This is a genomic window from Bifidobacterium asteroides (assembly GCF_003202755.1).
Lineage (GTDB): Bacteria > Actinomycetota > Actinomycetes > Actinomycetales > Bifidobacteriaceae > Bombiscardovia > Bombiscardovia asteroides_F.
Window position 1 is genome coordinate 711,683 of sequence record NZ_QGLK01000001.1, and the last position, 20,603, is coordinate 732,285.

Genomic DNA, 20,603 nt, shown 5'->3' on the forward strand with positions numbered 1-20,603 from the left:
ACCAGATGATTATAGACTCTGTTAGCTTATTGCTTAAGAAATGCTGAATTCTGTTGAATCGGTTTAAATATACAAAGTTAAAATGCAGAAAGTCAACTTTCGAACTCTGGGCATCGTGATACAAAAATTTCTTATGCCGACGCAACTTTTTATATGTAATACAAGTATGCATCCATCTTGATCAAGCCTAAATCTATAACAGTTAAGCATTTCCACCTTTGTGGAGCTGCGGGGAATTGAACCCCGGTCCGGTGACCGCACCCTCAGTCTTCTACGTGCGTAGTCTGCTGGCCTTTGTGGCTATCTGTCTGCCCCCACCTGTGTCGCAGACAACCGGTGGCGGGCATAGCCGCAGTAAAAGTCCCCGAACCGCCCTGTGGCGCGGCAGTTCAAGCAAGTCTTCTTGATGACGCTCAGCATCCCCCCGAAGGCGAAGGGGAGTGAACGGAGCAGCTGCTCACTGGTTAATCCTGGCGCGAAGCTCAGGCAGCGAGAGCGAACTCAGTGCGGTTAGATTTAGCACTTGTTGTTTGCGGGAGGACATTAACGAGCGGACCCCCGCGTTCTCGGCACGCTTCCCTGCGACGAACAGGTCACCGTCGAAACCGATCAGCCCCAATCTTGAGTTATCAAGCTCCGCTGGTGCCATTTCGGACCAGCCTCGTAAGTATACAACAGATGGATGCTGCGGTTATTCCCGCTTCTCCCTGGGCAATGACTTGCATTTGGTCAAGCCACGGAGCTCAGTCGGCTGGTGGCATAGTCGCTGAAGGCATGCACCTCCTCCACATCCTCGTGGAAGGCCTCCCGCTTGGTGTCGTTGAAGAGGAAGATGTTGAAACGGGGCATATCATCCCCGTCAAAGGGGATGAAGCGCAGGCCTTCGCCAGGGTGCACGCCAGCCGAGGTGATCAGGCTGCAGACCAGACCGGATGTGGTCACCATCTTCAGGGTCTCCACGTCGGAGACCTCAATCAAGTGGCTGACTGGTTCAGATAGGTGGATCAGCCGTTCCGCTGCCTGGGCATGGACGAAATCGCGGTTGAGGGTGGCGAAGGGAACGTCCCCGGGAAGCATGGCCAGATCCTCAGGGTGCAGACTGGTCATTCCTGCTGTACCCAATCGTTCGACCATGGACTGGGTACATACCATGCCGAAGGGGAATGAGGCCAGTTTGGTCGTCTCCACGCCATCCACGCTCAGCGATTCATCGACGCTGGCCACCGCCCCGTAGTCCACACGGTGGGCCTCTATCTGGCTCAAGAGCTTTTGGGATCCTATGGTTTCTACGGTCGTGTTCTTGTCTGGTCCGCACCGCTCTTGCTCTTCTTGTTCGGAGCTCAGTAGCGATGAGATGATGGGCGGCAGGCCGATGGTTCGCCGTCGAATCCCGGTCCTCGCAGCCAGGGCCTCGGGCAGGGTGTTGATCAGGTCCAAGGCCTGGCCGACATGGTCCACCACTGTTCTTCCAGCCTGGGTGAGCTGTGTGCCGTCACCAGCGCCGAAGCGCTGCCTTTGAACCAGTCTGGTTCCCAGACGTTTTTCCAGCCTTCTGATGGCCTGCGAGACGGCAGGCTGGGAGATGCCCGCCTCCAACGCGACATCGGTGAAACTGCCGTACCGGGCCAGCATGGTAAGCAGCTCGAGGTCGCGGACATTATCCATATAGGTCATGAGCCGCTTCCCTTGGTCGTTGCTCAGATTATTGCTTATCCGTCAACTTTGGCGAAAGACCACTTACGACCACACTATCATTTTCAGTTGGATTTAAGAGGATTGACCTTTCAGAATATTGATAGGGTCTGACTCATGATGAGAGTCCGGTCGCCACGATTATCGGTTATCAATCGTGCCAGCCGGACCCAAATTTCAATATCACAAGAAGCGAAGGTGCCGGTTTTGCTCAGGCGTCGTAGTGCCACTGGGCCTTGGCCACGGCGGTGTCTACATCCTCAATCGGCTCCCGGTTCAGACCCTCTTGGACCGCCTGCGCAGCCACAGCAGTGGCCACCCGACGTGAGATCTCCTTCAGATCGGCCACCGGTGGCAACACGGCGGTGCCAGGCTTGTCCACGTCGATCATGTCGGAGATGGCATAGGCTGCAGCCAACAGCATCCCCTTGGTGACCAGCCGTGCCTTGGCGACGATGGCCCCGAAGCAGATGCCGGGATACATGAGAGCGTTGTTGCCTTGTCCGATGGAATAGGTGACCCCCTGGTAGTCAACAGGCTTTGAGGGGGTGCCGGTGATGACGAAGCCGCGGCCGTGGGTCCAGGCGATTACGTCGGCAGCCTTGGCCTCGGCCAGTTCCGTAGGGTTGGAGATGGGGCAGATCAGCGGCCGCTCCACATGCTTGGCCATGGCCTCAACAACATCCTGGTTGAAGGCTCCGGCTCTGGTCGAGGTGCCGATGAGCACCGTGGGCTGGAAGGCATCGACAACCTGAGCCAGCGAGGTCTTGTCAGTCACTGAGGTGAACTCATCGGGCTTGCGGGCGTATCGTGTTTGCCCCTCAGTCAGATCATCCTGTCCCTGCTCGATCAAACCCTGACGGTCGAAGAGCAGAACCCTGCTCCGCGCGGTCTCTGAATCCATACCCTGGCGGATGATCAGGTCGTCCACGATCTGGTCGGCGATGCCCACACCGGCGGTCCCTGCGCCGAAGACCATGATCCTGGTGTCCTTGGGGTCGGCTCCGGCGATTTTTCTGGCGGCGATCAGAGCGGCCAGTACGGTTACGCCGGTGCCCTGGATGTCATCGTTCAGAGTCAGGATCCGATCCTGATAGCGCTTGAGGACGGGCGCCGCCTCGGGCCTGCCGAAGTCCTCCCAATGGATCAGGGCCTCCGGGTAGCGTTGCAGGACCTGCTGGACGAAGTCATCGATGAAGTCGTCGTAGCGCTTGCCTCTGACCCTGGCGAAGTGGTTGCCCACGTAGTCTGGATTGTCCAGAAGAGCCTGACGGTTGGTGCCGACATCCACCATCACTGGTAAAACGCGCGAGGGATCGATGTTGGCAGCGGCAGTGTAGACGGCCAGCTTGCCCGTCAGAATCTCAGCACCCTGGGCGCCCCAGTCGCCGATGCCGAGAATGCCTTCCGCGTCAGTGCAGACCACTAGGTCGATGGGTCGGTCGCCGGCGTACTGGTCCAGGGCGTCGCCAATCCCCTCGGGGTGATCAATGGAAATGTAGGCCACGTCGCTGCCTGAATAGAACTCGTCGTAGCGTTGGATGGACTGGGCCACAGTCGGGGCGTAGACGATGGGCATGTACTCAGTCAGGTGCTTGTCCATGCTCCTGTAGAAGAGCCGACGGTCGGTGCGGCAGACACTCATCAGGTAGAGCCGCTTGTCCAGATCGGTGGGCTGGGCTAGGAAGCGGCGGTAAACGATGCGCTCGCGCTGTTCATCATCCTGTATGGCAGCAGGTAGCAGCCCGTCCAGCTTCAGTTGCCGCCGTTGCCCATAGTCGAATCCCAGTCCCCGGTTGGCATAGGAATCGTTGATGGTATCGAATCCTGTCATGGTCTCACTTGTCCTTCACGATCGGGGCCGGCCGCGTTGCCGGACCTCTGCAATCAGCCTAGAAAAGCCCTTGGTGGCCTGGCAAATAAGCAATGCCTATATGCGTCAAGCGCCTATTTACCGGTCTTTGGCGGGTCTGAGAGGTCATAGACGGCTGCCAGTTATGGCGTCCTACATATAGGAGGCGCTTATTTGTCGTCCTTGTCGCCTGCCGCATAGCATAAGTCCACATGAGCAAGCCGACGAAGAGGTCGGCGGTTTCAGGCGGTCATACGCCGGACCATGAGCGAAGGAGCAAAGATGGGTGAAACAGTACGAACAAGCGGGGGCGGGGGAGACCCCCAGACACGGGCCAGTCAGCCTTTCAATACGGGTCAGTTGGTCAAGGCTCTGATCTGCGTAGCGGTAGGGCTGGTCATCTTCCTGATTCCGCCCCCCAAAGGGCTGACTCCTCAGGGCATGCACATGCTGGGAGTTTTCGTGGGCACCATCCTTGGGCTGATTTTGCAGCCCCTGCCCACATCAGCGGTGGCTATCATCGGCATGACAGTGGGGATGCTGACCGGGGCCCTGGATCCCAAGAAGGCGGCTTTCAATGGACTGGGCAGCGCCTCCATCTGGCTGATTGTGGCGGCCTTCTTCATTGCTCAGGGATTTGTCTCCACCGGACTGGGCCGCAGGATCGCTTTGGTCTTTCTGTCTCGATTGGGCAAGTCCAGCTTAGGCATAGCATACGGGCTCTCGGCTGCCGACTTGGTCCTGGCGCCGGCCACCCCGTCAAACACGGCTCGTCTGGGCGGCATCCTTTTCCCGATCATTACGTCAATCAGCGATGTGCAGGATTCGAAGCCGGACACTGATGAATCCCGGCGACGCATCGGCGCTTATTTGGCGATTACGGCCAACAACGTCAACGCCATCACATCGGCCATGTTCCTGACGGCTATGGCAGCCGGCCCGGTCGTCGGACAGCTAGCCCAGAAGTTCCATGTGGACATCGGGTGGGGTACCTGGGCCCTGGCCGGCATCGTGCCTGGCCTTATCTGCTTGATCATCGTTCCCGCCCTGATCTACCGCATCTTCCCGCCCACTCTGCGGAACGTTCCTCAGGCTCAGGAGGATGCCAAGGATGAGCTCAAAGGACTTGGCCCGCTGAGCATGCATGAGTGGATCATGGCCGTGACCTTCCTGGTCATGCTGGTCCTCTGGGCGACAGGCTCGGTGATCCATATCAATTCCACCACTGTTGCCTTCCTGGGCGTGGCGGTGCTGCTGTGCACCAAGATCATCACCTGGCAGGACATGGTGGCCAACAAGTCGGCCTGGTCCACACTGATCTTCTTCGGTGTCCTGGTAGGCATGGCGGAACCCTTGAACACCTTGGGCGTCACCACCTGGGCAGGGGAGATCATCGCCGGACTGGTCAAGGGCATGCCCTGGGTGCTGGTCCTGGTCATTCTGACGGTCTTCTACTTCTTCATCCACTACATGTTCGCTTCTGAGCTGGCTCAGGTGGCGGCCATCTACACGCTCTTCGTCAGCGTGGCAGTGGCTGCCGGGGTCCCTGCGATGCCTGCGGCGCTGATGCTGGGATGCGCCAGCGGTCTGATCGGCGCCATGACCCATTACGCCTCCGGACCGGCGGCTTTGATTTACGGTGCCGGATACGTCAAGACCTCTGAGTTCCTGCGTATTGGTCTGATCTGCGGACTGGTGACCGTGGCCATCTTCCTGACCGTGGGTCTGGGCTGGTGGCGGCTCATCGGCATCTGGTAAATTCCTGATACCGTAGATATAAGTTTGGTCCCGCCCAGTCAACTGTTCGATTGGGCGGGACCAAATCATGCTCAAAGCTGAGGGATCATTGACTCTGCTGGCCCAGGTAGTCGGGGATATGCTCGGGATATTCGGGCCAGGCGCCCTGCTGGGTGCAGACAAAGGCGGCGGTGTTGACGGCAGCCCGGTGGGCCTGGGTCAGAGAAGCCCCCAGCAGGCGGTTGATGGCGAAGGTGCCAGAGAAAGCATCCCCGGCTCCGACCGTGTCAGCCACGGTGACTTCAGGCGTGGGCAGGTGTGAGGACTGGCCGTCCGCCAGGTAGATCGTGCTGTAGTCGCTGCCGGCGGTCAGCACGATGGTGTCCAGATGCCACTGGTCCATGAACCAGCTGCAGAGCTCGTCGTCGGTGGCTCCGGGGACGTGGAACATGTCGCGCAGGGTGACCAGCTCCTCGTCGTTGAGCTTGAAGACCGTAGCCATGTCCAGCAGCTCCTGGATCAGATCCTTGCTGTAGAAGGTGCCGCGCAGGTTGATGTCGAAGAAGCGCATAGCATGGCTCTTGGTGTGGCGCAGGACCTGCAGGCAGGTCTCGCGGGACCCGCTGCTGCGCATGCTCAACGTGCCGTAGCAGACGGCGTCGGCCTTGCTGGCCAGCCCGGCCAGGTCATCCGTATATTCCAGATGATCCCAGGCCACATCGGGCTTGAAGACGTACTGGGGAATGCCGTCGGTCAGCTGGACCTCGACGGTGCTGGTGGGGTGGTCGTTGTGCTGTAGGACGGCATCGACGCCGGCCTTCTGGACCGCCTCCTCAAGCTCTCGGCCCAGGTCGTCGCGTCCCACGGCGCTGATGGCGTAGCCTTCCGCCCCGTTCTTTGCGGCGTGATAGCTGAAGTTGACCGGTGCGCCACCGGCCCGCTTGCCTGTTGGCAGGACGTCCCAGAGGATCTCGCCGATGCTGAGGACCACGGGTTTACTGGTCATGGTGTTCCTTTCCTGATGACGGGCGATGCGCCCGCCTTGTGCTTGTTGATTTCACAGCTGTGCGACCGATGCTGGCCGGATGTTCTAAAAATTGGCTGGCAGCTACCGCGGCGGCCCCGGTCAGCGTCGCATCGGCAGGTAGGTTGGAGAGCAGAATCTGCGTGTGCTCACGCAGCCCAGGCAGGGCACGCTGGGACACAATGGTTCGAACCCGTTCCAGCAGGCGGGTACCGGCGGCGCCCACCATGTCTCCGATGACGATCTGGGCAGGATTGTAAGCGTTGACGATGGTCACGCAGCCGTAGCCCACGTAGTCAGCGATCTGATCCGCCAAGTTCTGGGCGACCTGCTGACCCGTGCGGGCCAGGTCGAACAGACTTGCGCAGGCCTCAGCGTGGGTCATGGCCTCGACTCCAGGGAAGTGATCCCGCATATCCGGCTGGCACATGCGGCGATGGATGGCTACCGCCGAGCAGTAGCATTCCAGGCAGCCGCGGTTGCCGCACTCGCAGGGTAGGCCGTTCAGATCGATGCTGACGTGGCCGATTTCGGTAGCCGCTCCCTGGCTTCCGTCCACCAGGGTGCCCCTGTCGATGACTCCCAGCCCAACGCCTTCGCCCACCAGGAAGTATGCCATGCTGGATGCGCTGACGCGGGGATCGAACAGGCTATGTGCCAGCGCGCCGGCTCGGGCATCCTGCTCAATGAACGTGGGAACACGGAAGGCCTGGCCGAATTCGTGGATAAAGTCCACACCACGCCAGCCGGGCATGCTGGTGACCAGGGCAATACGGCCGGTCTCGCGCAGATAAGGCCCCGGCACGGCCATGCCCACGGCCACGATGGCAGGGTTCGTCTCCAGTCGTCCCTCCACGCGGGTTCTGACCTCTGCCACGGCGGCGGGAATGTCATCTGGGTCGACGGGGGGCAGCCCTTCCGAGTCCAGCAGGCGGCCGCTGATGTCGAACAGTCCGATGGTGACCAGGCTGCGGGCGAACTTGACTCCGATGACCTGGTAGCGGTGAGCGTTCAGGGCCAGGCCTATAGATCGACGGCCGCCCTCTGAGTCCATGTTGCCGGTCTCGCTGATCAGACCCAGCCCGATCAGACGGCCCACCAGCTTGCCCACCGCAGCTGGCGTTAGATTGAGGTCCCGGGCGATCTGGGCTCGCGAACTGGTGCCGTGCTGGTGCAGATACTGCACGATGCGTGACTGGTTGAGCTCGGAGAGGGCCTTCGGCGTGCTGGCGTGTGGACTGCCATGCATGTCAACCTCCTCCTTGAGTGGTGCAGTCACGCTAACTTCGCGTACTTTATGAACAACGTTTATATATTAACACTGTTTATTATTCTTCCGCAAACCCCGTCAAAGCTGTTTAAGGTTTCTCAACAGAGGCAATTCCATCGTTGGCCACGTCTCCCTTACCAGAGCGATGGATCGTAGGTTCTTGCAGGCTCACCGCCATGTGTGAGCTGCTTATGCGTTGGATATTCGACTCTGCCGGTGCCCGTTCACCATGAATGCCGGAATCTCTTCTCGTCCCAGGCAAATGGGTAGATTGATGGGTGACCATCGATGGTCATGGCTGGAACATGCCGACGATACGGTTGTCATCGGCATCAATCTGCTGCGGGAAAGGTATGGAGAATGAGTCTTGATAATGGCATCGACGCCGTCGCCGATCCCCCGAGAGAGCCGCCATTAGCTCTGATTCCCCGGCCGATCCACATGCAAAGGGATCGAGGCCAGCTGCTGTTGCCGGTGGTGGGCCGAATTGTCTGCGGTGCAGCAGTTGACAAGGAGCTGGGTTCTGTTCTGAGTGACCAGTTGATAGATACCATTCAGCAGGCTACTGGGATGGTCTGGGATCATTCGCGAGGGCAGGCGTGGAATGGCACGATTGGGTTGGATCTGGACCAGAAACTTGGTCCCCAGGAGTATCTTCTGCGCATCGCTGATCAGAGGGATCGTCGCCCGATTGTGGATATCCGCGGCGGAGACGGTCAGGGACTGCGGTTGGGGGTGCAGACCCTTCGCCAGATCGTCATGCAATGTGGTCCGGTGCTTCCGGCTCTGCGCATCCAGGATCGCCCCGCCTATCCAACACGCATCTACAGTCTGGATGTGACCCGGGGTCGGGTGCCCACCATGGACTGGCTGCTGCATTGGGCGGATATATTGGCTCTGTATAAGTTCAATCAGCTGCAGCTCTATATTGAGCACACCATGGCTTTCCCGGGCATGAGCGAAGCCTGGAGGGGCACAAGCCCTCTGAAGCCCGGGCAGATCACCGACTTCGATGACTACTGCGCCCGCCTAGGCATCGAGTTGGTGCCTTCGATTTCCACCTTCGGCCACCATTACACCAACCTTCGTACTCGCGGATTCAGGGATCTGGGCGAGTTTCCTGAGCAGGCGGACCGGCCCTACTCTTTTATAGAGCGCCAGGAGCATCACACCATCAATGTCAACCACCCGCAGGCCCTAGATTTCTCGACTGAGCTGATTGACGCCTATGCGCCGCTTATGCGTACGCGAAACTTTAATATCGGTGGGGACGAGACCTTCGATCTGGGCAAGGGGCGTTCGCGGCAGGATGGTTCCAGCAAGGAGCCTGCTGACATGTATGCCGACTATATGATCGGCCTGTGTGATCACCTGCACGCGCAGGGCCGTCATCCCATGTTCTGGTGCGATGTTGCTGTGTCCATGCCCAGAGTCCTGGACAGGCTGCCCAAGGACTGTACGCTGCTCAACTGGCTCTATGACCCGCAGGTAGGGCCGGAAAAGGTTGCGCTTGTGGCTTCTACCGGGGCGCGGCAGATAGTCTGCTCGGCCGTTCACGCTTGGAATCTTCTCCTTCCTCGAATCGACGATGCATGGAATAATATCAGCCGTCTGAGTCGATACGGGATCCAGTACGGTGCCGTCGGGGCCATGGTCACCGACTGGGGCGATTACGGGCACATCAACGATCCGCGCATGAGCCTGCCTGGCATGGCCTACGCCGCCCAGTGCTTCTGGAACCCGAACGACGATAATCGGGACCGAGTGGACAGGGATCTGGGTCTGCTGATCTACGGGGATGCGACGGGAGACTATCTGCCGGCACTGATCCAGGCAGGCTCCAGTTCGGTTTTCGGCTGGGACGACATGGTGCGCTACTGGGAGCTTGATGACGGCCATGGGGGCCTCAACCAGGATGTGGCCCACTTCCTTGTCTCCACATTGCCAGGCATGCCTGGGCTGGATTCGTCTGCTGATGCATGCGAAGCTCGCCGGAGCCTGCTCATGGCTTTGCGCATTCGTCTTGAGCAGGTGGATCAGCGTGACGCTCTGCTGCTTGACGCGGCTGTGCGCATGGGCAGAGCCGCCGTCGGATGCCGGTCTGATGCGCGCAGAACCCTGCAGGCCCAGTTGATGGCTGTCCATGGCCAACGCCTCTTCAACGCACTGGGTCGCAGTCTGGCCGTCCGCCATAATGTTCTGCCTGGAGCTCCGGATGCCAGAGCCGACCGGGACCTGGCGGATGCTCTGGAGATCTGGTTCGAGTCTTACGCCAAGCTTTGGCGTCAGGTCAGCCGTGAATCGGAGCTGGGGCGGATCGCCTCCATAGTCTGGGGCTTTGCCGATATGTTGCGACGGGGGACAAACTGCTGATTAGATCGGCCGCGATGGTCCCTTGGTCCGATACAATGGTGCTATTCCAGGGCGGGGTTGACAGGAGGTTCTATGCTCAGGGTGGCTCTGGTCGAAGATGACCCGTCTGCTGCCAGCACCCTGTCGGAGTACTTGCGGCGGTACGGAAACGAGTGCGGTCTAGGCATCAAGGTTGTGGTTTTCTCTGAACCCACCGCTTTTCTCCAGGGATACCGTCCGAATTGGGATCTGGTCCTCATGGATATCCAGCTGCCCAACATGGATGGCATGGAAGCGGCCCGGCGCTTGCGGGATTTGGATCGATACGTGGTGCTGATATTCGTGACGAACATGGCCCAGTATGCGGTTCTTGGCTACGAGGTGGATGCCTTGGCCTACATGGTCAAACCAGTTGGCTACACCGAGTTTTGCCGGAAATTGGATAGGGCTGTCGCTCTTATTCAGCAGGGCGCCTCGACTATCACGGTGAGTAGGCGGGACGGTATACGGCGATTACGTCTAGCGGACATAGTTTATATTGAAGTCCGTGGTCACAGGCTGATCTATCACGGTGACGGTGAATCGGTGGAGGCCACCGGTACATTGAAAGCCGTTCAGGGTCAACTGGCAGATCGTGGATTCCTACGATGCAATAAGGCCTATTTGGTCAATGTGCGTCACATCCTGGCTGTCAAAGGTAAGCAGGTGATTGTTACAGGAAACTGTCATCTGACTATTGGCAGATCGCATCGCAGGCAGTTCATGCAGTCCCTGGCTCTAGAGTTGGCCAGGGAAAATGAGATGGTGCGCCCAACTGCTATGGGTTTGACATGACGGTTCAATGGGTGCTGGATCTTGTTCTTCTGTTTCTACAGCGGAACGGTTTTATCTTCGAGATCGTGATTGCCACACTGATCTACACCTATCGCTTGGAACGGCGCCGACGGGGCATCTTTTGGGGCGGTGTGGTGCTGGTGGTTATGCTCGCACAATCCGTCGTATGGAACAGATACGCGCGTGATTCCCCTTGGTTGGCTATGGTTGATAACCTGGTGGTCTTCCTCCTGCTGGCTCTATGGATCGCGGTCATCTGGCGAGTGGATTTGCGGCAGGACCTCCTGTACTTCGTGCTTGGAGGCACAACCCAGCATCTTTGTTATCGCGGTGCAACGATGGTGACCCTGATATCCACAGACCGAGTGAGCGCGTCCTTTCGGCCATCGGTCTATGGTCTTGCCTTGATACCTATGCTGCTGTGCTCGTACCTGCTCTGGGCGAGAAAGCTCAAAAATCATCGTGAAATCCGCATCCAAGGGCAATCGTTGCTGGCAACGCTGGCAGGTATGTTTCTGTGCGTCAGTGTCTTCACTAATGTAATCAATGCCATAAGGCCGCCCATTGGACCTCGAGTTACAGGTGTTTTTAGCGCTTTCGACATGCTGGCCTGCATTCTTCTGCTCTCGCTGTGCATTGGTCTGGAAGACAAGCAGGAGGCGCGGTACGAGGGGGAGCTGCTTCGTCAGCTCCTCCGTCAGCAACGCAGGCAGATGTCGGCATCCAAGGAAACCATTGAACTGGTCAATGTAAAAGCGCATGATTTGAAAAAACAGATCACCCAGTATGGCCAAGCGCTATCCTCCGATCAGATGAACAGTCTTACCAATCTGGTAGATGTCTATGATGCTTCGGTGCACACTGGCAATGATGCTCTAGATGTGCTGTTGACTCAGAAGGCTCTGGTCTGTGAACGTCGTGGCATAAGGTTCGACAGGATGATAGACGGGGCTCTGCTCGGGTTCATGAATCCTACTGATGTTTATGCGCTCTTCGGTAACGCCATGGATAATGCGTTGGAGGCGCTCGCTGGTTTCGAGCCCAAAGATGGCCGATATATCAGCCTTGATGTGAAAAATCGCGTGGGTATGGTGCTTATCCGGGTCGAGAATCCCTTTCCTGGCGAAATCAGGTTCCTCAATGGGCTGCCTATGACCACCAAGGGCGATGAGCGTGATCATGGCTTTGGCCTACGTTCTATGTCGATGATCGCTAAGCGATACCATGGCAAGCTGTTCATCAAGGCTGAGGATCACTTGTTCATTCTCACCATTGTCTTGCCGAGCGCTTCTTGACGTTCGAGGCCGTAATTCGACCGTTCAGGCACCTGGTCTTGCCGGTGGAACCTGCCGGTTGCAGAATGAAATCTGCAGCGGCCGGGATGATGCGTTGGCCAATGAAGGCGACGGCCATAACTCGCGGCCAATGCGAGAAAAGGAGAATACATGTCGAAGAAATCGCGGCTATGGAGGGCGATGACGTCCGTCGGAGCCCTGTTGCTCGCTTTGGTAATCATGGCGAGCCTCGTCTTGGAGACTTATAGAACATCGATCGATGCCTTTTTTGGCACAAGGAGCCAGAGAATCGTCACTGATCAATCCGCCCACGGCAAGGACGCCTGGACCTATGCCTCCGAATTCAAAAGTGCAAGAAGCGCATATCAGGGCTTCAGAAAAGAAGCTCTTCAGGAGGCGCCGGAAACTTTCGCCCTGCTCAAGAACGACCATGAGGCTCTCCCGCTTGCCGAGCATGCGAAGGTGACCATGCTGGGCGTCAGAGGATTCGCGCCAATCTATGGCAGTTCGGGAGGTTCCGTCACTGACGGGCATTCCACTAAGCAGATCACCCAGGCTTTCACCAAGAAGGGACTGCGGCTGAATCCATCCACGCTCCAGGCATATCAGCAGTATTTCAAAGGCAAGAAATGGACGGTTCCCAAGTTCGGCGGTGGCATATTGCCTGAATACGCGGAAATCACCAAATACAACGACCCATGTGAATTATCGATTGATGAATTGACAGGCCTCAATCCGGACTTCAGATCGCAATATGCACAGTTTGGCGATGCGGCTATTGTCGTTGTAGGCCGACCTGGCGGAGAAAACGGCGACGGATATTATCCAGGCAAGCGCGGCCTTGCGCCCGGTGTCTCGACTTCGACCGGCAATATATTGGCCTTGTCTCAAAAAGAGAAGGATATTATAGGCGAGGCAGAGTCTCACTTCAAGAAAGTCGTTGTCCTCATCAACTCGGTCAACCCCATGGAGATAGGCGATCTGAAGGATGACCCGCGGATCAGCGCCATCATGTGGATCGGCTTCCCTGGAGCTTATGGCTTCGAGTCCCTGGCTGATGTGCTTACCGGAGTGGTGTCGCCCTCGGCGCGATTGGGTGATGTCATGGCCCGCAACAGCGCTTTGGCGCCGGCTATGGGTAATTACGGCAATATCCCCTGGGCCAATGCAGCCGACTTCTCGAAGGAAGCTGCGGTCAATTCCTATCTTATAGAGGCTGAGGGCATTTACACCGGTTACCGGTACTACGAGACCAGGTATGCGGACATAGTTGGCGGCAAGGGCGGCAAACAGGCTAAAGCGGGGACCTGGTCCGACCGTGACGGTGCTCCGGCCACAGCTGATGGGGAGTGGTCCTACGACCATGAGGTCGTGTATCCATTTGGATATGGCCTGAGCTATACGAGCTTCCGTCAGCATTTGGATTCTGTAAAAATTGCTGGCGACAAGCGAACGGCAAAGGTGCGCGTAACCGTATCCAACACAGGCGGGCGTAAAGGCAAATCAGTGGTCCAAGTCTATGGCTCTGCGCCCTACACTGACTATGACCGTCGGCAGCATGTTGAGAAATCGGCCATAGCCCTGCTTGACTTTGCAAAGACCGACACGCTCAAACCCGGAGAAAGCCAGACTGTGACCATGACAGTCGACTTGGCCAACTTGGCCAGCTATGATGCCTCTGGCGCCGGCACTTACATTTTGGATCCAGGCGACTACTTCGTTGCCATTGGCGATGACGCACACCAGGCCTTGAATTCAGTACTTGCTGCCCAGGGAACGTCGGTGCCTGGAGGACATGCAGATGCTGCCAAGGCCTACCGTTGGTCCTGGCAGGGTGGAATAGATGACAAGACCTTCTCTACATCGAAGACCGGCAAAAAGATTGTCAACCATCTTTCCCGTGGCGATTACGCTATGGACTACAACGCATTTAAGCCAGGGAGCGTCAAGTATCTGACCAGATCCGACTGGTCCGGTACCTTCCCATCAACTTACAAGGGGTTCAAGGCCGATGGACGATTGGCGACTTTGCTCAACAACGATTTTGTGCCTCTGAAGCACGATGCTGATGCCAAGGAGACTCAGACGGGGAAGGCATCGAGTTCCCTGACTATCAATGATATGAAGAACGCTCGATTCGATGATCCTCGATGGAAAGAAATCGTAGACAAGGTTCCGGTCAAAGAATTCATGTCATTCGCTGAAAAGGCCTTACATGCCATCGGCGCCATACCTTCCGTCGGACTTCAGGCAATGACGGCTGATGACGGTCCTGGTGGATCGGACTCACATTACCTCAAGGAGGGCACTTATCGCGGCAAGCCTTACGCCGATGCTGACCAATATGCAGACAAGAGCTCTCGTGTAGCTCCATCTCCCGTCAACCTGGCATATTCATGGAACAAGGCTCTGGGCTACCGGCACGGTCAAATCACTTTGGGCGAAAGCAGCCTGGTCTTCAATCTTCCAATCATGATCGGCCCGGCCATGAATCTGCATCGGCATGCTTACAATTCCCGTGCTGTCGAGTATTATTCCGAGGACCCTATCCTTTCGGGATACATGGGAAGCGCTGTCACCCAAGGGGCACAATCCAAGGGCACTCTGGTCAATATCAAGCATGCTGCCTTCAACGATCAGGAGATCAATCGTTCTGGCATTGCGGTCTTCATGAGCGAGCAGAAGGCTCGCGAGATGGATCTGCGCAATATACAACAGGCTTTCGAGGCCAAGGGCAAACCGGATGACTTCGACGGCCGTGCTCACCCCCATGGCGACTATCGTCAAGGAGCCTTGGGTGTAATGACTTCCTTTAATCGCATCGGCGCCGTGGCATCCAGTGCCAATGCTGGTGTCATGAACGACATCATGCGGGATGAGTGGGGATTCACAGGCTACTCGGTGACTGACTTCACCTCGGTCTCGCCTCATGCGTCTCCCAAGGAGTCTCTGCTGGCAGGAACCACGGCCTTTTGCGGATTCGGCAATCAGGGAGTCGAATATTGGAATCCCGAAACCCTAAGCTCCGACAAAGCCATGCTGTCGGCAATCCGGAAGGATATCCACTACGCTTTGTGGGCGCTGGCCAACTCCAATGCGATGAATGGTGTCAATGAGACTACGCATACACAGAACACGCTTACCTGGTGGCGTGGATTGTATCTTGCGGGCATCACCCTTACAGCTCTGGCCACCTTGCTTGGATTGGTTGGCTGCGTACTTGATTGGCGGCGTTCGTCAGGTAAATCGCTTACATCTGGTGCAGATATTGACGAAGGAGGTGCTCGATGATCAGGTGGCACATGGAACGTAAAGGCAGCCTCTGGACGGCATTGGTGTGTTCCGTGGCGGGCTTGGCTATTTACCTGGCCTCGTCAATGACGGGGTATCTTGCTGGAAAAGGATTGAGCGCAGTAGTGATCGTCTGCACGCTGCTGGCATGGGTGTGCCTGGCACCGGTCGAGCTGGCCCGGCTTGATGGAGAGCAAAGTGTTGTAGCTTCCATGAGGTCTCTTGCGGCTGAGGTGCTCCTGTTGATTGCCTTCGCAGTATTTGCCATGTCGCGGGTCAGATTGGCGGCGGATGTCTATTTCATCCCGGTCAATTACCCCCCGTCTGAGCAGACGGCGCTCAATTGGTCCATTCTCGGAGTTGCGGGATATGCGGTGGCCATCGTGGCAGTAATTGTCCGCTTCTGCGGTGAGCCCCGACCGCTCGCCATTTCCGCAGGCTCTGGGTCTAAGGTCTGATTTTTAAGGACGCAGTAAGGGTCGGCACCAGTTTTAGGCATCGGCCGGCCTTTTCTCGAACTGGTCTTGTCGGCTGCCACTCCGGCTTCAAAGGATGGCGGTTGGCAAGACCTTACGACACAGTGAAGGAACTTCATGAAAGCAACTGAGTGGAACCAGGGGTGGCGATACCGCCATTTGCAGGAGAGGGATGAGCCTTGGACGTCTGTGGAGCTTCCCCACGATGCCATGCTGGGGGAACCCAGGAGACCCGATGCCCCGAGTGGGGCCAACAGCGGATGGTTTGTGGGGCGTGACTACGAATACGTCAAGGAAATCCGCACGGACGGACTGGGTCCGCATGAGACAATGATTCTTGAGTTCGAGGGGGTATATCAACACAGCGAAGTTTGGCTGGACGATCGCAAACTGAGCTTCCATCCTTATGGGTACACGGGGTTTTTCGTCGATCTGAGCGGGAAAATGCAGCCAGGCGGCAAGGGGACGATTCGTGTTGTCGCGCGCAATGCTGAACAGCCGAATTCCCGCTGGTACTCAGGGGCGGGCATCTACCGCCCCGTCACGCTGTGGACCGCTGAGGCGCAATGCATCCGCCCCGGCGGCATCAAAGTCTCCACCCTGGGCACCGACCCCTGCGCCATTCACGTGTCTTTGCAGGCCTCGTCCGCAGGGACTGCGCAGATTCGCATTCTGCCCACCGATGCGCAACAGGGAGAATTCTTGGCTGATGTCGAGGTTCCTGTGGATGCGGAAGGAAAGGCCCAGGCGGATATCGATCTTCCTGATGCGAGCCCGTGGAGTCCTGAGAGCCCGACGTTGTATGAATGCCAGGTCCTCTTCGTCTCCTCCTCGGGCTGCCAGGACCTCGCGCGGGCTAGGTTCGGCATACGGACTGTCGCCTGGGGAGATCAGGGCCTGCTCATCAATGGTGTCCGCAGAATCCTCAAAGGGGCCTGCGTCCACCATGACAACGGGATTCTTGGCGCCTGTGCTTGGCCTGAGGCCGAGGAGCGGAAGGTCAGGCTGCTCAAGCACAACGGCTACAATGCCATCCGCAGTGCCCACAACCCCTGTTCCAAGAGCTTTCTGGAGGCCTGCGACCGTCTAGGTATGCTGGTCCTGGACGAGTACATAGACCACTGGTACATACACAAGACGCTGCATGACTATGTGCAGTACTTTCCGCGATGGTGGCGTCGGGATCTGGCCGACATGGTGGCAAAGGACTTCAACCATCCATCGGTCATCATGTACTCTGTCGGCAACGAGGTCAGCGAAACCGCACAGCCGAAGGGGATTGAACTGACCAAACGCATGGTCGAGGTTCTGCACGGGCTGGATGCCGGTCGACCCGTGACATGCGGCGTTAATATCTTTTTCAACTTTCTGAGCTCCATCGGACTAGGCGTGTATTCGGATAAAAAAGCCGAAAAGGAGGCAGCACAAGGCGCCAAACGAAATACAGGTTCCGCACAGAGCCGGCACCGTGGTGCGGTAGGCAGCCAGTTCTTCAACGACATGGCGGGAATCATGGGGGCTAATTTCATGAAGACCGGGGCCACCCTGCCAGCCTGCGACCGTCGGACGCGCGGAGCCTTCGCCTGCATGGACGTTGCTGGATATAACTATGGCATCAAACGATACGCAAATGATCTGCGCCGGTACCCTCATAGGCTTATTTTGGGCACCGAGACCTTCTGCAGTGATGCTGACGAATTCATGCGTCTGGCCCACCGGAATCCGCGTCTGATCGGCGACTTCGTCTGGGCGGGAATGGACTATCTGGGCGAAGTCGGCGTAGGAGCCTGGGAGTATCGGCAGGAGGCGCCGCGGTTCAGCGGCTTCGGTTGGCTTACTGCAGGTTCCGGACGTCTGGACCTGACCGGCAGGCCCCTGGGCGAGGCCCTGTATACCCGTGTGGCATTAGGGGCTGAAACTGGTCCCTATCTTGCGGTTCGACCCGTCAACCATGCGGGGGAGCGGCATTCCCCCAGCGCTTGGAAGATGACCGATGCCCTGGATTCGTGGAGCTGGGATGGATGCGAGGGCCGGACTGCACAAGTAGAGGTATATGCCCGAGCATATGAGGTTGTCTTGAGGCTCAATGGACGTTGCGTAGGGCGCTCGCGTTCGCACGGAAGCACTAGGTTCCGCTTTTCCTGCCCTTATGAGCACGGGATGCTGGAGGCTTTGGCATACGACCGGTCCGGTCAGTTGATTGGCCGACAGGAGCTACGCTCTGCCGGTACAGAAACGATAATTACCTTGGATGCCGATCGAGAGTATGTACGTCCAGGCGGGCTGTGTTTCCTGCGGGTGAGATACACGGATGATCAAGGAATCGATAAGCCGATGGTCCATGGGGAGCTGGCCTGCCATGTGCAGGGCGGTCGGCTGCTGGCCCTTGGATGTGCGGCACCATATAATCCTGAGGGATTTCTCAAGGGGCATACGCGCAGCTATTACGGCCAGGCATTGGCAGTGGTGCAGGCCGATCGGTCAGTTAGCCTTCAGAGTCCGTCAAAGCTTGACTTTGAGATTTCCGACGGCCGTCATCAAAGCGCCATCTGCATTCCGATACGTGATGAGGAGTTGACAGCGGAGGAGAGCCATGCGTGACATCCGTTCGGTTGTGGTCCTGCGCTGGAGACGATTTGCATCCCGTCATCGGCGGATCGCCCAGTTTCTCACCTTTTATGCCTTCTCCCTGTTGGTGACGCTTTTGCAATATTTGATGCTGACTTTTTTGCCGGAGGTCGTCTATCGGTTTACGGATTGGTGTTCGATACCTGCTCAGCTTGGGCATATTCATATTGGCGTTGTGGATACCTATGTGTTCGATTACCCGGTGACCGGCGATGCCACTGGTGGCATGGGATATTTCGCTGCCTTTGCGTTCACCCTTTTTGTTGCCCAATGCGTCAATTTTCCTATGCAGCGCAATGTCACTTTCAAGTCGCACGGCAATATCTGGTATCAGATTTTCTGGTATATCATCGCCTTTGTCGCCATCACCGTCGTCTGCTCTGTGCTGATGGGGCTATACGTGCCCGTCTGCAAACGTTTCTTTCCGCCGTCGGTTTATAACGTGCTGATCACCGTGATCAATGGTGGCGTGCAGATGGTCATTTACTTTCCCGTGTACGCCATCATCTTCCCCGAGGGCAAGCCGCAGACAGTCTCGGGGAAAGGCCAGTGAAGGATATAATTCAACGAATTGACAAAATCGATCCATCCTTCTAATCTTGTTGATCAGGAGGAAGGAACCGGTTTCCTCCCCTGTGAACGCTGTAAAAGCAAATGCAATAGGCAAAGGAGCATTTCGTATGGGTCTGTGGGACGTCGACAAGATCGAATACGTGGGTCGCCAGGGCGTGAAGGAGGGCCTGGGCTTTCGTTACTACGACAAGAATAAGGTGGTGGCCGGCAAGCCCATGAAGGACTGGCTGCGCTTCGCCGTAGCCTGGTGGCACACCTTCAACCAGGGTCTGGTGGATCCCTTTGGCGATCCCACCGCGCAGAGGCCCTACTACCGCTACACCGATCCCATGGATCAGGCGCTGGCCAAGGTGGACTACGCCTTCGAGCTCTTTACCAAGCTTGGGGTCGAGTTCTTCTGCTTCCACGACCGCGATCTGGCTCCCGAGGGCGACACCCTGCGCGAGACCGATGCCAATCTTGACAAGGTGATCGACCGCATCGAAGCTGCCATGAAGGACACTGGCGTCAAGTTGCTCTGGAACACCTCGTCGCTCTTCACCAACCCCCGCTTCGAGGCCGGCGCCGGTACCTCGCCCTTTGCTGACATCTATGCATACTCGGCAGGCCAGCTCAAGCACAGCTTGGAGATCGGCAAGCGGCTTGGCGCTGAGAACTACGTCTTCTGGGGCGGCCGTGAGGGCTACGAATCCCTTTGGAACACCCGCATGAAAGAGGAGCAGGACCATATGGCTACCCTCTTCCACATGTGCGTGGACTACGCCAAGGAGATCGGCTTCGACGCGCAGTTCCTGATTGAGCCCAAGCCCAAGGAGCCCACGCTACACCAGTACGACTACGACGCGGCCACCACCATCAACTTCCTGCGCACCTACGACCTGCAGGACAACTTCAAGCTCAACATCGAGGGCAACCACGCCAACCTGGCCATGCATACCTATCAGCATGAGGTCCGCGTGGCCCGCGAGGCCGGATTCCTGGGATCCCTGGATGCCAACCAGGGCGACAAGCTGATCGGCTGGGACATGGACGAGTTCCCCTCGGACCTCTACGATGCCACCGCCGTCATGTGGGAGGTGCTGGCCAACGGGAGCATCGGGCCCCGCGGAGGCCTGAACTTCGACGCCAAGCCGCGCCGTTCCTCCTTCCTGCCAGAGGACCTCTTCAGGACCCACATCGTGGGTATGGACACCTATGCCGCCGGTCTGCTGGTCGCGGCCAAGATGCATGAGGACGGCTACATCGAGCAGCTGCAGCAGGAGCGCTACTCCTCCTTCGAGTCTGGTATCGGCGCCACGGTTGAGGACGGCACGGCCACGCTGGCCTCCCTTGAGGAGTACAGCCTTGACAAGCCGCAGGCTGAACTGATCGCCGCCGACAAATCCGACCATCTTGAAGTGGTCAAGGCCACCATCAACAACTATATCGTCGAGGCTCTGGCTCAGGCCTGAGATCTAACCAAGCATCGCTCAACCCTGTGCGAGGGAATTCGCCCCGTCGTGCAGGGGTTTCTTATGCGCTTTGGGCTATCCGGGATTGCTGCGTGTCATGGTGAGGAGACACTCGGATATGTCTGCGG

13 protein-coding genes and 1 other RNA gene are annotated in these 20,603 nt (G+C 57.7%); 9 read left to right on the forward strand and 5 right to left on the reverse strand.

All coding sequences use genetic code 11. The features are described 5' to 3' along the window. Positions 1-218 precede the first annotated feature (218 nt). The 3 genes from ssrA to DKK74_RS02605 all read right to left on the reverse strand — a co-directional run bounded on the left by ssrA (position 219) and on the right by DKK74_RS02605 (position 3,526). Positions 219-617, reverse strand: a transfer-messenger RNA (tmRNA) gene (ssrA, locus tag DKK74_RS02595). Between the two features lie 112 nt (positions 618-729). Further along, complete coding sequence (locus DKK74_RS02600; RefSeq protein ID WP_110412611.1) at positions 730-1,674, reverse strand: LysR family transcriptional regulator; 945 nt, start codon at positions 1,672-1,674, stop codon at positions 730-732. A 229-nt stretch (positions 1,675-1,903) separates the two neighbouring features. Then, entirely contained in the window at positions 1,904-3,526 is a 1,623-nt protein-coding gene (locus tag DKK74_RS02605) for an NAD-dependent malic enzyme (protein WP_110412612.1), read from the reverse strand. Between the two features lie 300 nt (positions 3,527-3,826). Here DKK74_RS02605 and DKK74_RS02610 point away from each other — a divergent pair, with 300 nt between their 5' ends. Beyond that, entirely contained in the window at positions 3,827-5,302 is a 1,476-nt protein-coding gene (locus tag DKK74_RS02610) for a DASS family sodium-coupled anion symporter (protein ID WP_110412613.1), read from the forward strand. A gap of 85 nt (positions 5,303-5,387) precedes the next feature. On the opposite strand, the gene DKK74_RS02615 is transcribed toward DKK74_RS02610, so the two are convergent. Next, entirely contained in the window at positions 5,388-6,287 is a 900-nt protein-coding gene (locus DKK74_RS02615; protein WP_110412614.1) for a carbohydrate kinase family protein, read from the reverse strand. After that, entirely contained in the window at positions 6,277-7,554 is a 1,278-nt protein-coding gene (locus DKK74_RS02620) for an ROK family transcriptional regulator (protein WP_110412615.1), read from the reverse strand. Before DKK74_RS02620 ends, DKK74_RS02615 begins: the two co-directional genes overlap by 11 nt. A gap of 381 nt (positions 7,555-7,935) precedes the next feature. Between DKK74_RS02620 and DKK74_RS02625 the strand changes: the two genes are divergently transcribed. The 8 genes from DKK74_RS02625 (at position 7,936) to xylA (ending at position 20,475) form a co-directional block, all read left to right on the forward strand. Then, complete coding sequence (locus DKK74_RS02625) at positions 7,936-9,948, forward strand: family 20 glycosylhydrolase (RefSeq protein ID WP_181414881.1); 2,013 nt, start codon at positions 7,936-7,938, stop codon at positions 9,946-9,948. A 72-nt stretch (positions 9,949-10,020) separates the two neighbouring features. Beyond that, positions 10,021-10,761 carry a LytR/AlgR family response regulator transcription factor gene (locus tag DKK74_RS02630; protein ID WP_110412617.1) on the forward strand — a complete coding sequence of 247 codons (741 nt, stop codon included), beginning with the start codon at positions 10,021-10,023 and terminating at the stop codon, positions 10,759-10,761. Further along, the gene (locus tag DKK74_RS02635) at positions 10,758-12,056 is read left to right on the forward strand and encodes an ATP-binding protein (protein ID WP_110412618.1); all 1,299 of its coding nucleotides are present in this window, start codon (positions 10,758-10,760) and stop codon (positions 12,054-12,056) included. The genes DKK74_RS02630 and DKK74_RS02635 overlap by 4 nt, the downstream gene beginning before the upstream one ends. A 180-nt stretch (positions 12,057-12,236) precedes the next feature. Then, positions 12,237-15,347, forward strand: a complete 3,111-nt coding sequence (locus DKK74_RS02640; RefSeq protein ID WP_258334420.1) for a glycoside hydrolase family 3 C-terminal domain-containing protein — start codon at positions 12,237-12,239, stop codon at positions 15,345-15,347. Between the two features lie 11 nt (positions 15,348-15,358). After that, the gene (locus DKK74_RS02645) at positions 15,359-15,805 is read left to right on the forward strand and encodes a sodium:proton antiporter (RefSeq protein WP_110412839.1); all 447 of its coding nucleotides are present in this window, start codon (positions 15,359-15,361) and stop codon (positions 15,803-15,805) included. A gap of 135 nt (positions 15,806-15,940) precedes the next feature. Beyond that, positions 15,941-18,424, forward strand: coding sequence for a glycoside hydrolase family 2 TIM barrel-domain containing protein (locus DKK74_RS02650; RefSeq protein WP_110412620.1), 2,484 nt, complete (start codon positions 15,941-15,943; stop codon positions 18,422-18,424). Then, entirely contained in the window at positions 18,417-19,004 is a 588-nt protein-coding gene (locus tag DKK74_RS02655) for a hypothetical protein (protein ID WP_110412621.1), read from the forward strand. The genes DKK74_RS02650 and DKK74_RS02655 overlap by 8 nt, the downstream gene beginning before the upstream one ends. 127 nt (positions 19,005-19,131) lie before the next feature. Further along, on the forward strand, positions 19,132-20,475 hold the full coding sequence (xylA, locus tag DKK74_RS02660; RefSeq protein ID WP_110412622.1) for a xylose isomerase: 1,344 nt from the start codon (positions 19,132-19,134) through the stop codon (positions 20,473-20,475). Positions 20,476-20,603: the final 128 nt, after the last annotated feature.

Bases quoted from the DNA above. Each gene is read 5' to 3' on its own strand.
- DKK74_RS02600 (WP_110412611.1), bottom strand. From the start codon at position 1,674: ATGACCTATATGGATAATGTCCGCGACCTCGAGCTGCTTACCATGCTG.
- DKK74_RS02605 (WP_110412612.1), bottom strand. From the start codon at position 3,526: ATGACAGGATTCGATACCATCAACGATTCCTATGCCAACCGGGGACTG.
- DKK74_RS02610 (WP_110412613.1), top strand. From the start codon at position 3,827: ATGGGTGAAACAGTACGAACAAGCGGGGGCGGGGGAGACCCCCAGACA.
- DKK74_RS02615 (WP_110412614.1), bottom strand. From the start codon at position 6,287: ATGACCAGTAAACCCGTGGTCCTCAGCATCGGCGAGATCCTCTGGGAC.
- DKK74_RS02620 (WP_110412615.1), bottom strand. From the start codon at position 7,554: ATGCATGGCAGTCCACACGCCAGCACGCCGAAGGCCCTCTCCGAGCTC.
- DKK74_RS02625 (WP_181414881.1), top strand. From the start codon at position 7,936: ATGAGTCTTGATAATGGCATCGACGCCGTCGCCGATCCCCCGAGAGAG.
- DKK74_RS02630 (WP_110412617.1), top strand. From the start codon at position 10,021: ATGCTCAGGGTGGCTCTGGTCGAAGATGACCCGTCTGCTGCCAGCACC.
- DKK74_RS02635 (WP_110412618.1), top strand. From the start codon at position 10,758: ATGACGGTTCAATGGGTGCTGGATCTTGTTCTTCTGTTTCTACAGCGG.
- DKK74_RS02640 (WP_258334420.1), top strand. From the start codon at position 12,237: ATGACGTCCGTCGGAGCCCTGTTGCTCGCTTTGGTAATCATGGCGAGC.
- DKK74_RS02645 (WP_110412839.1), top strand. From the start codon at position 15,359: ATGGAACGTAAAGGCAGCCTCTGGACGGCATTGGTGTGTTCCGTGGCG.
- DKK74_RS02650 (WP_110412620.1), top strand. From the start codon at position 15,941: ATGAAAGCAACTGAGTGGAACCAGGGGTGGCGATACCGCCATTTGCAG.
- DKK74_RS02655 (WP_110412621.1), top strand. From the start codon at position 18,417: ATGCGTGACATCCGTTCGGTTGTGGTCCTGCGCTGGAGACGATTTGCA.
- xylA (WP_110412622.1), top strand. From the start codon at position 19,132: ATGGGTCTGTGGGACGTCGACAAGATCGAATACGTGGGTCGCCAGGGC.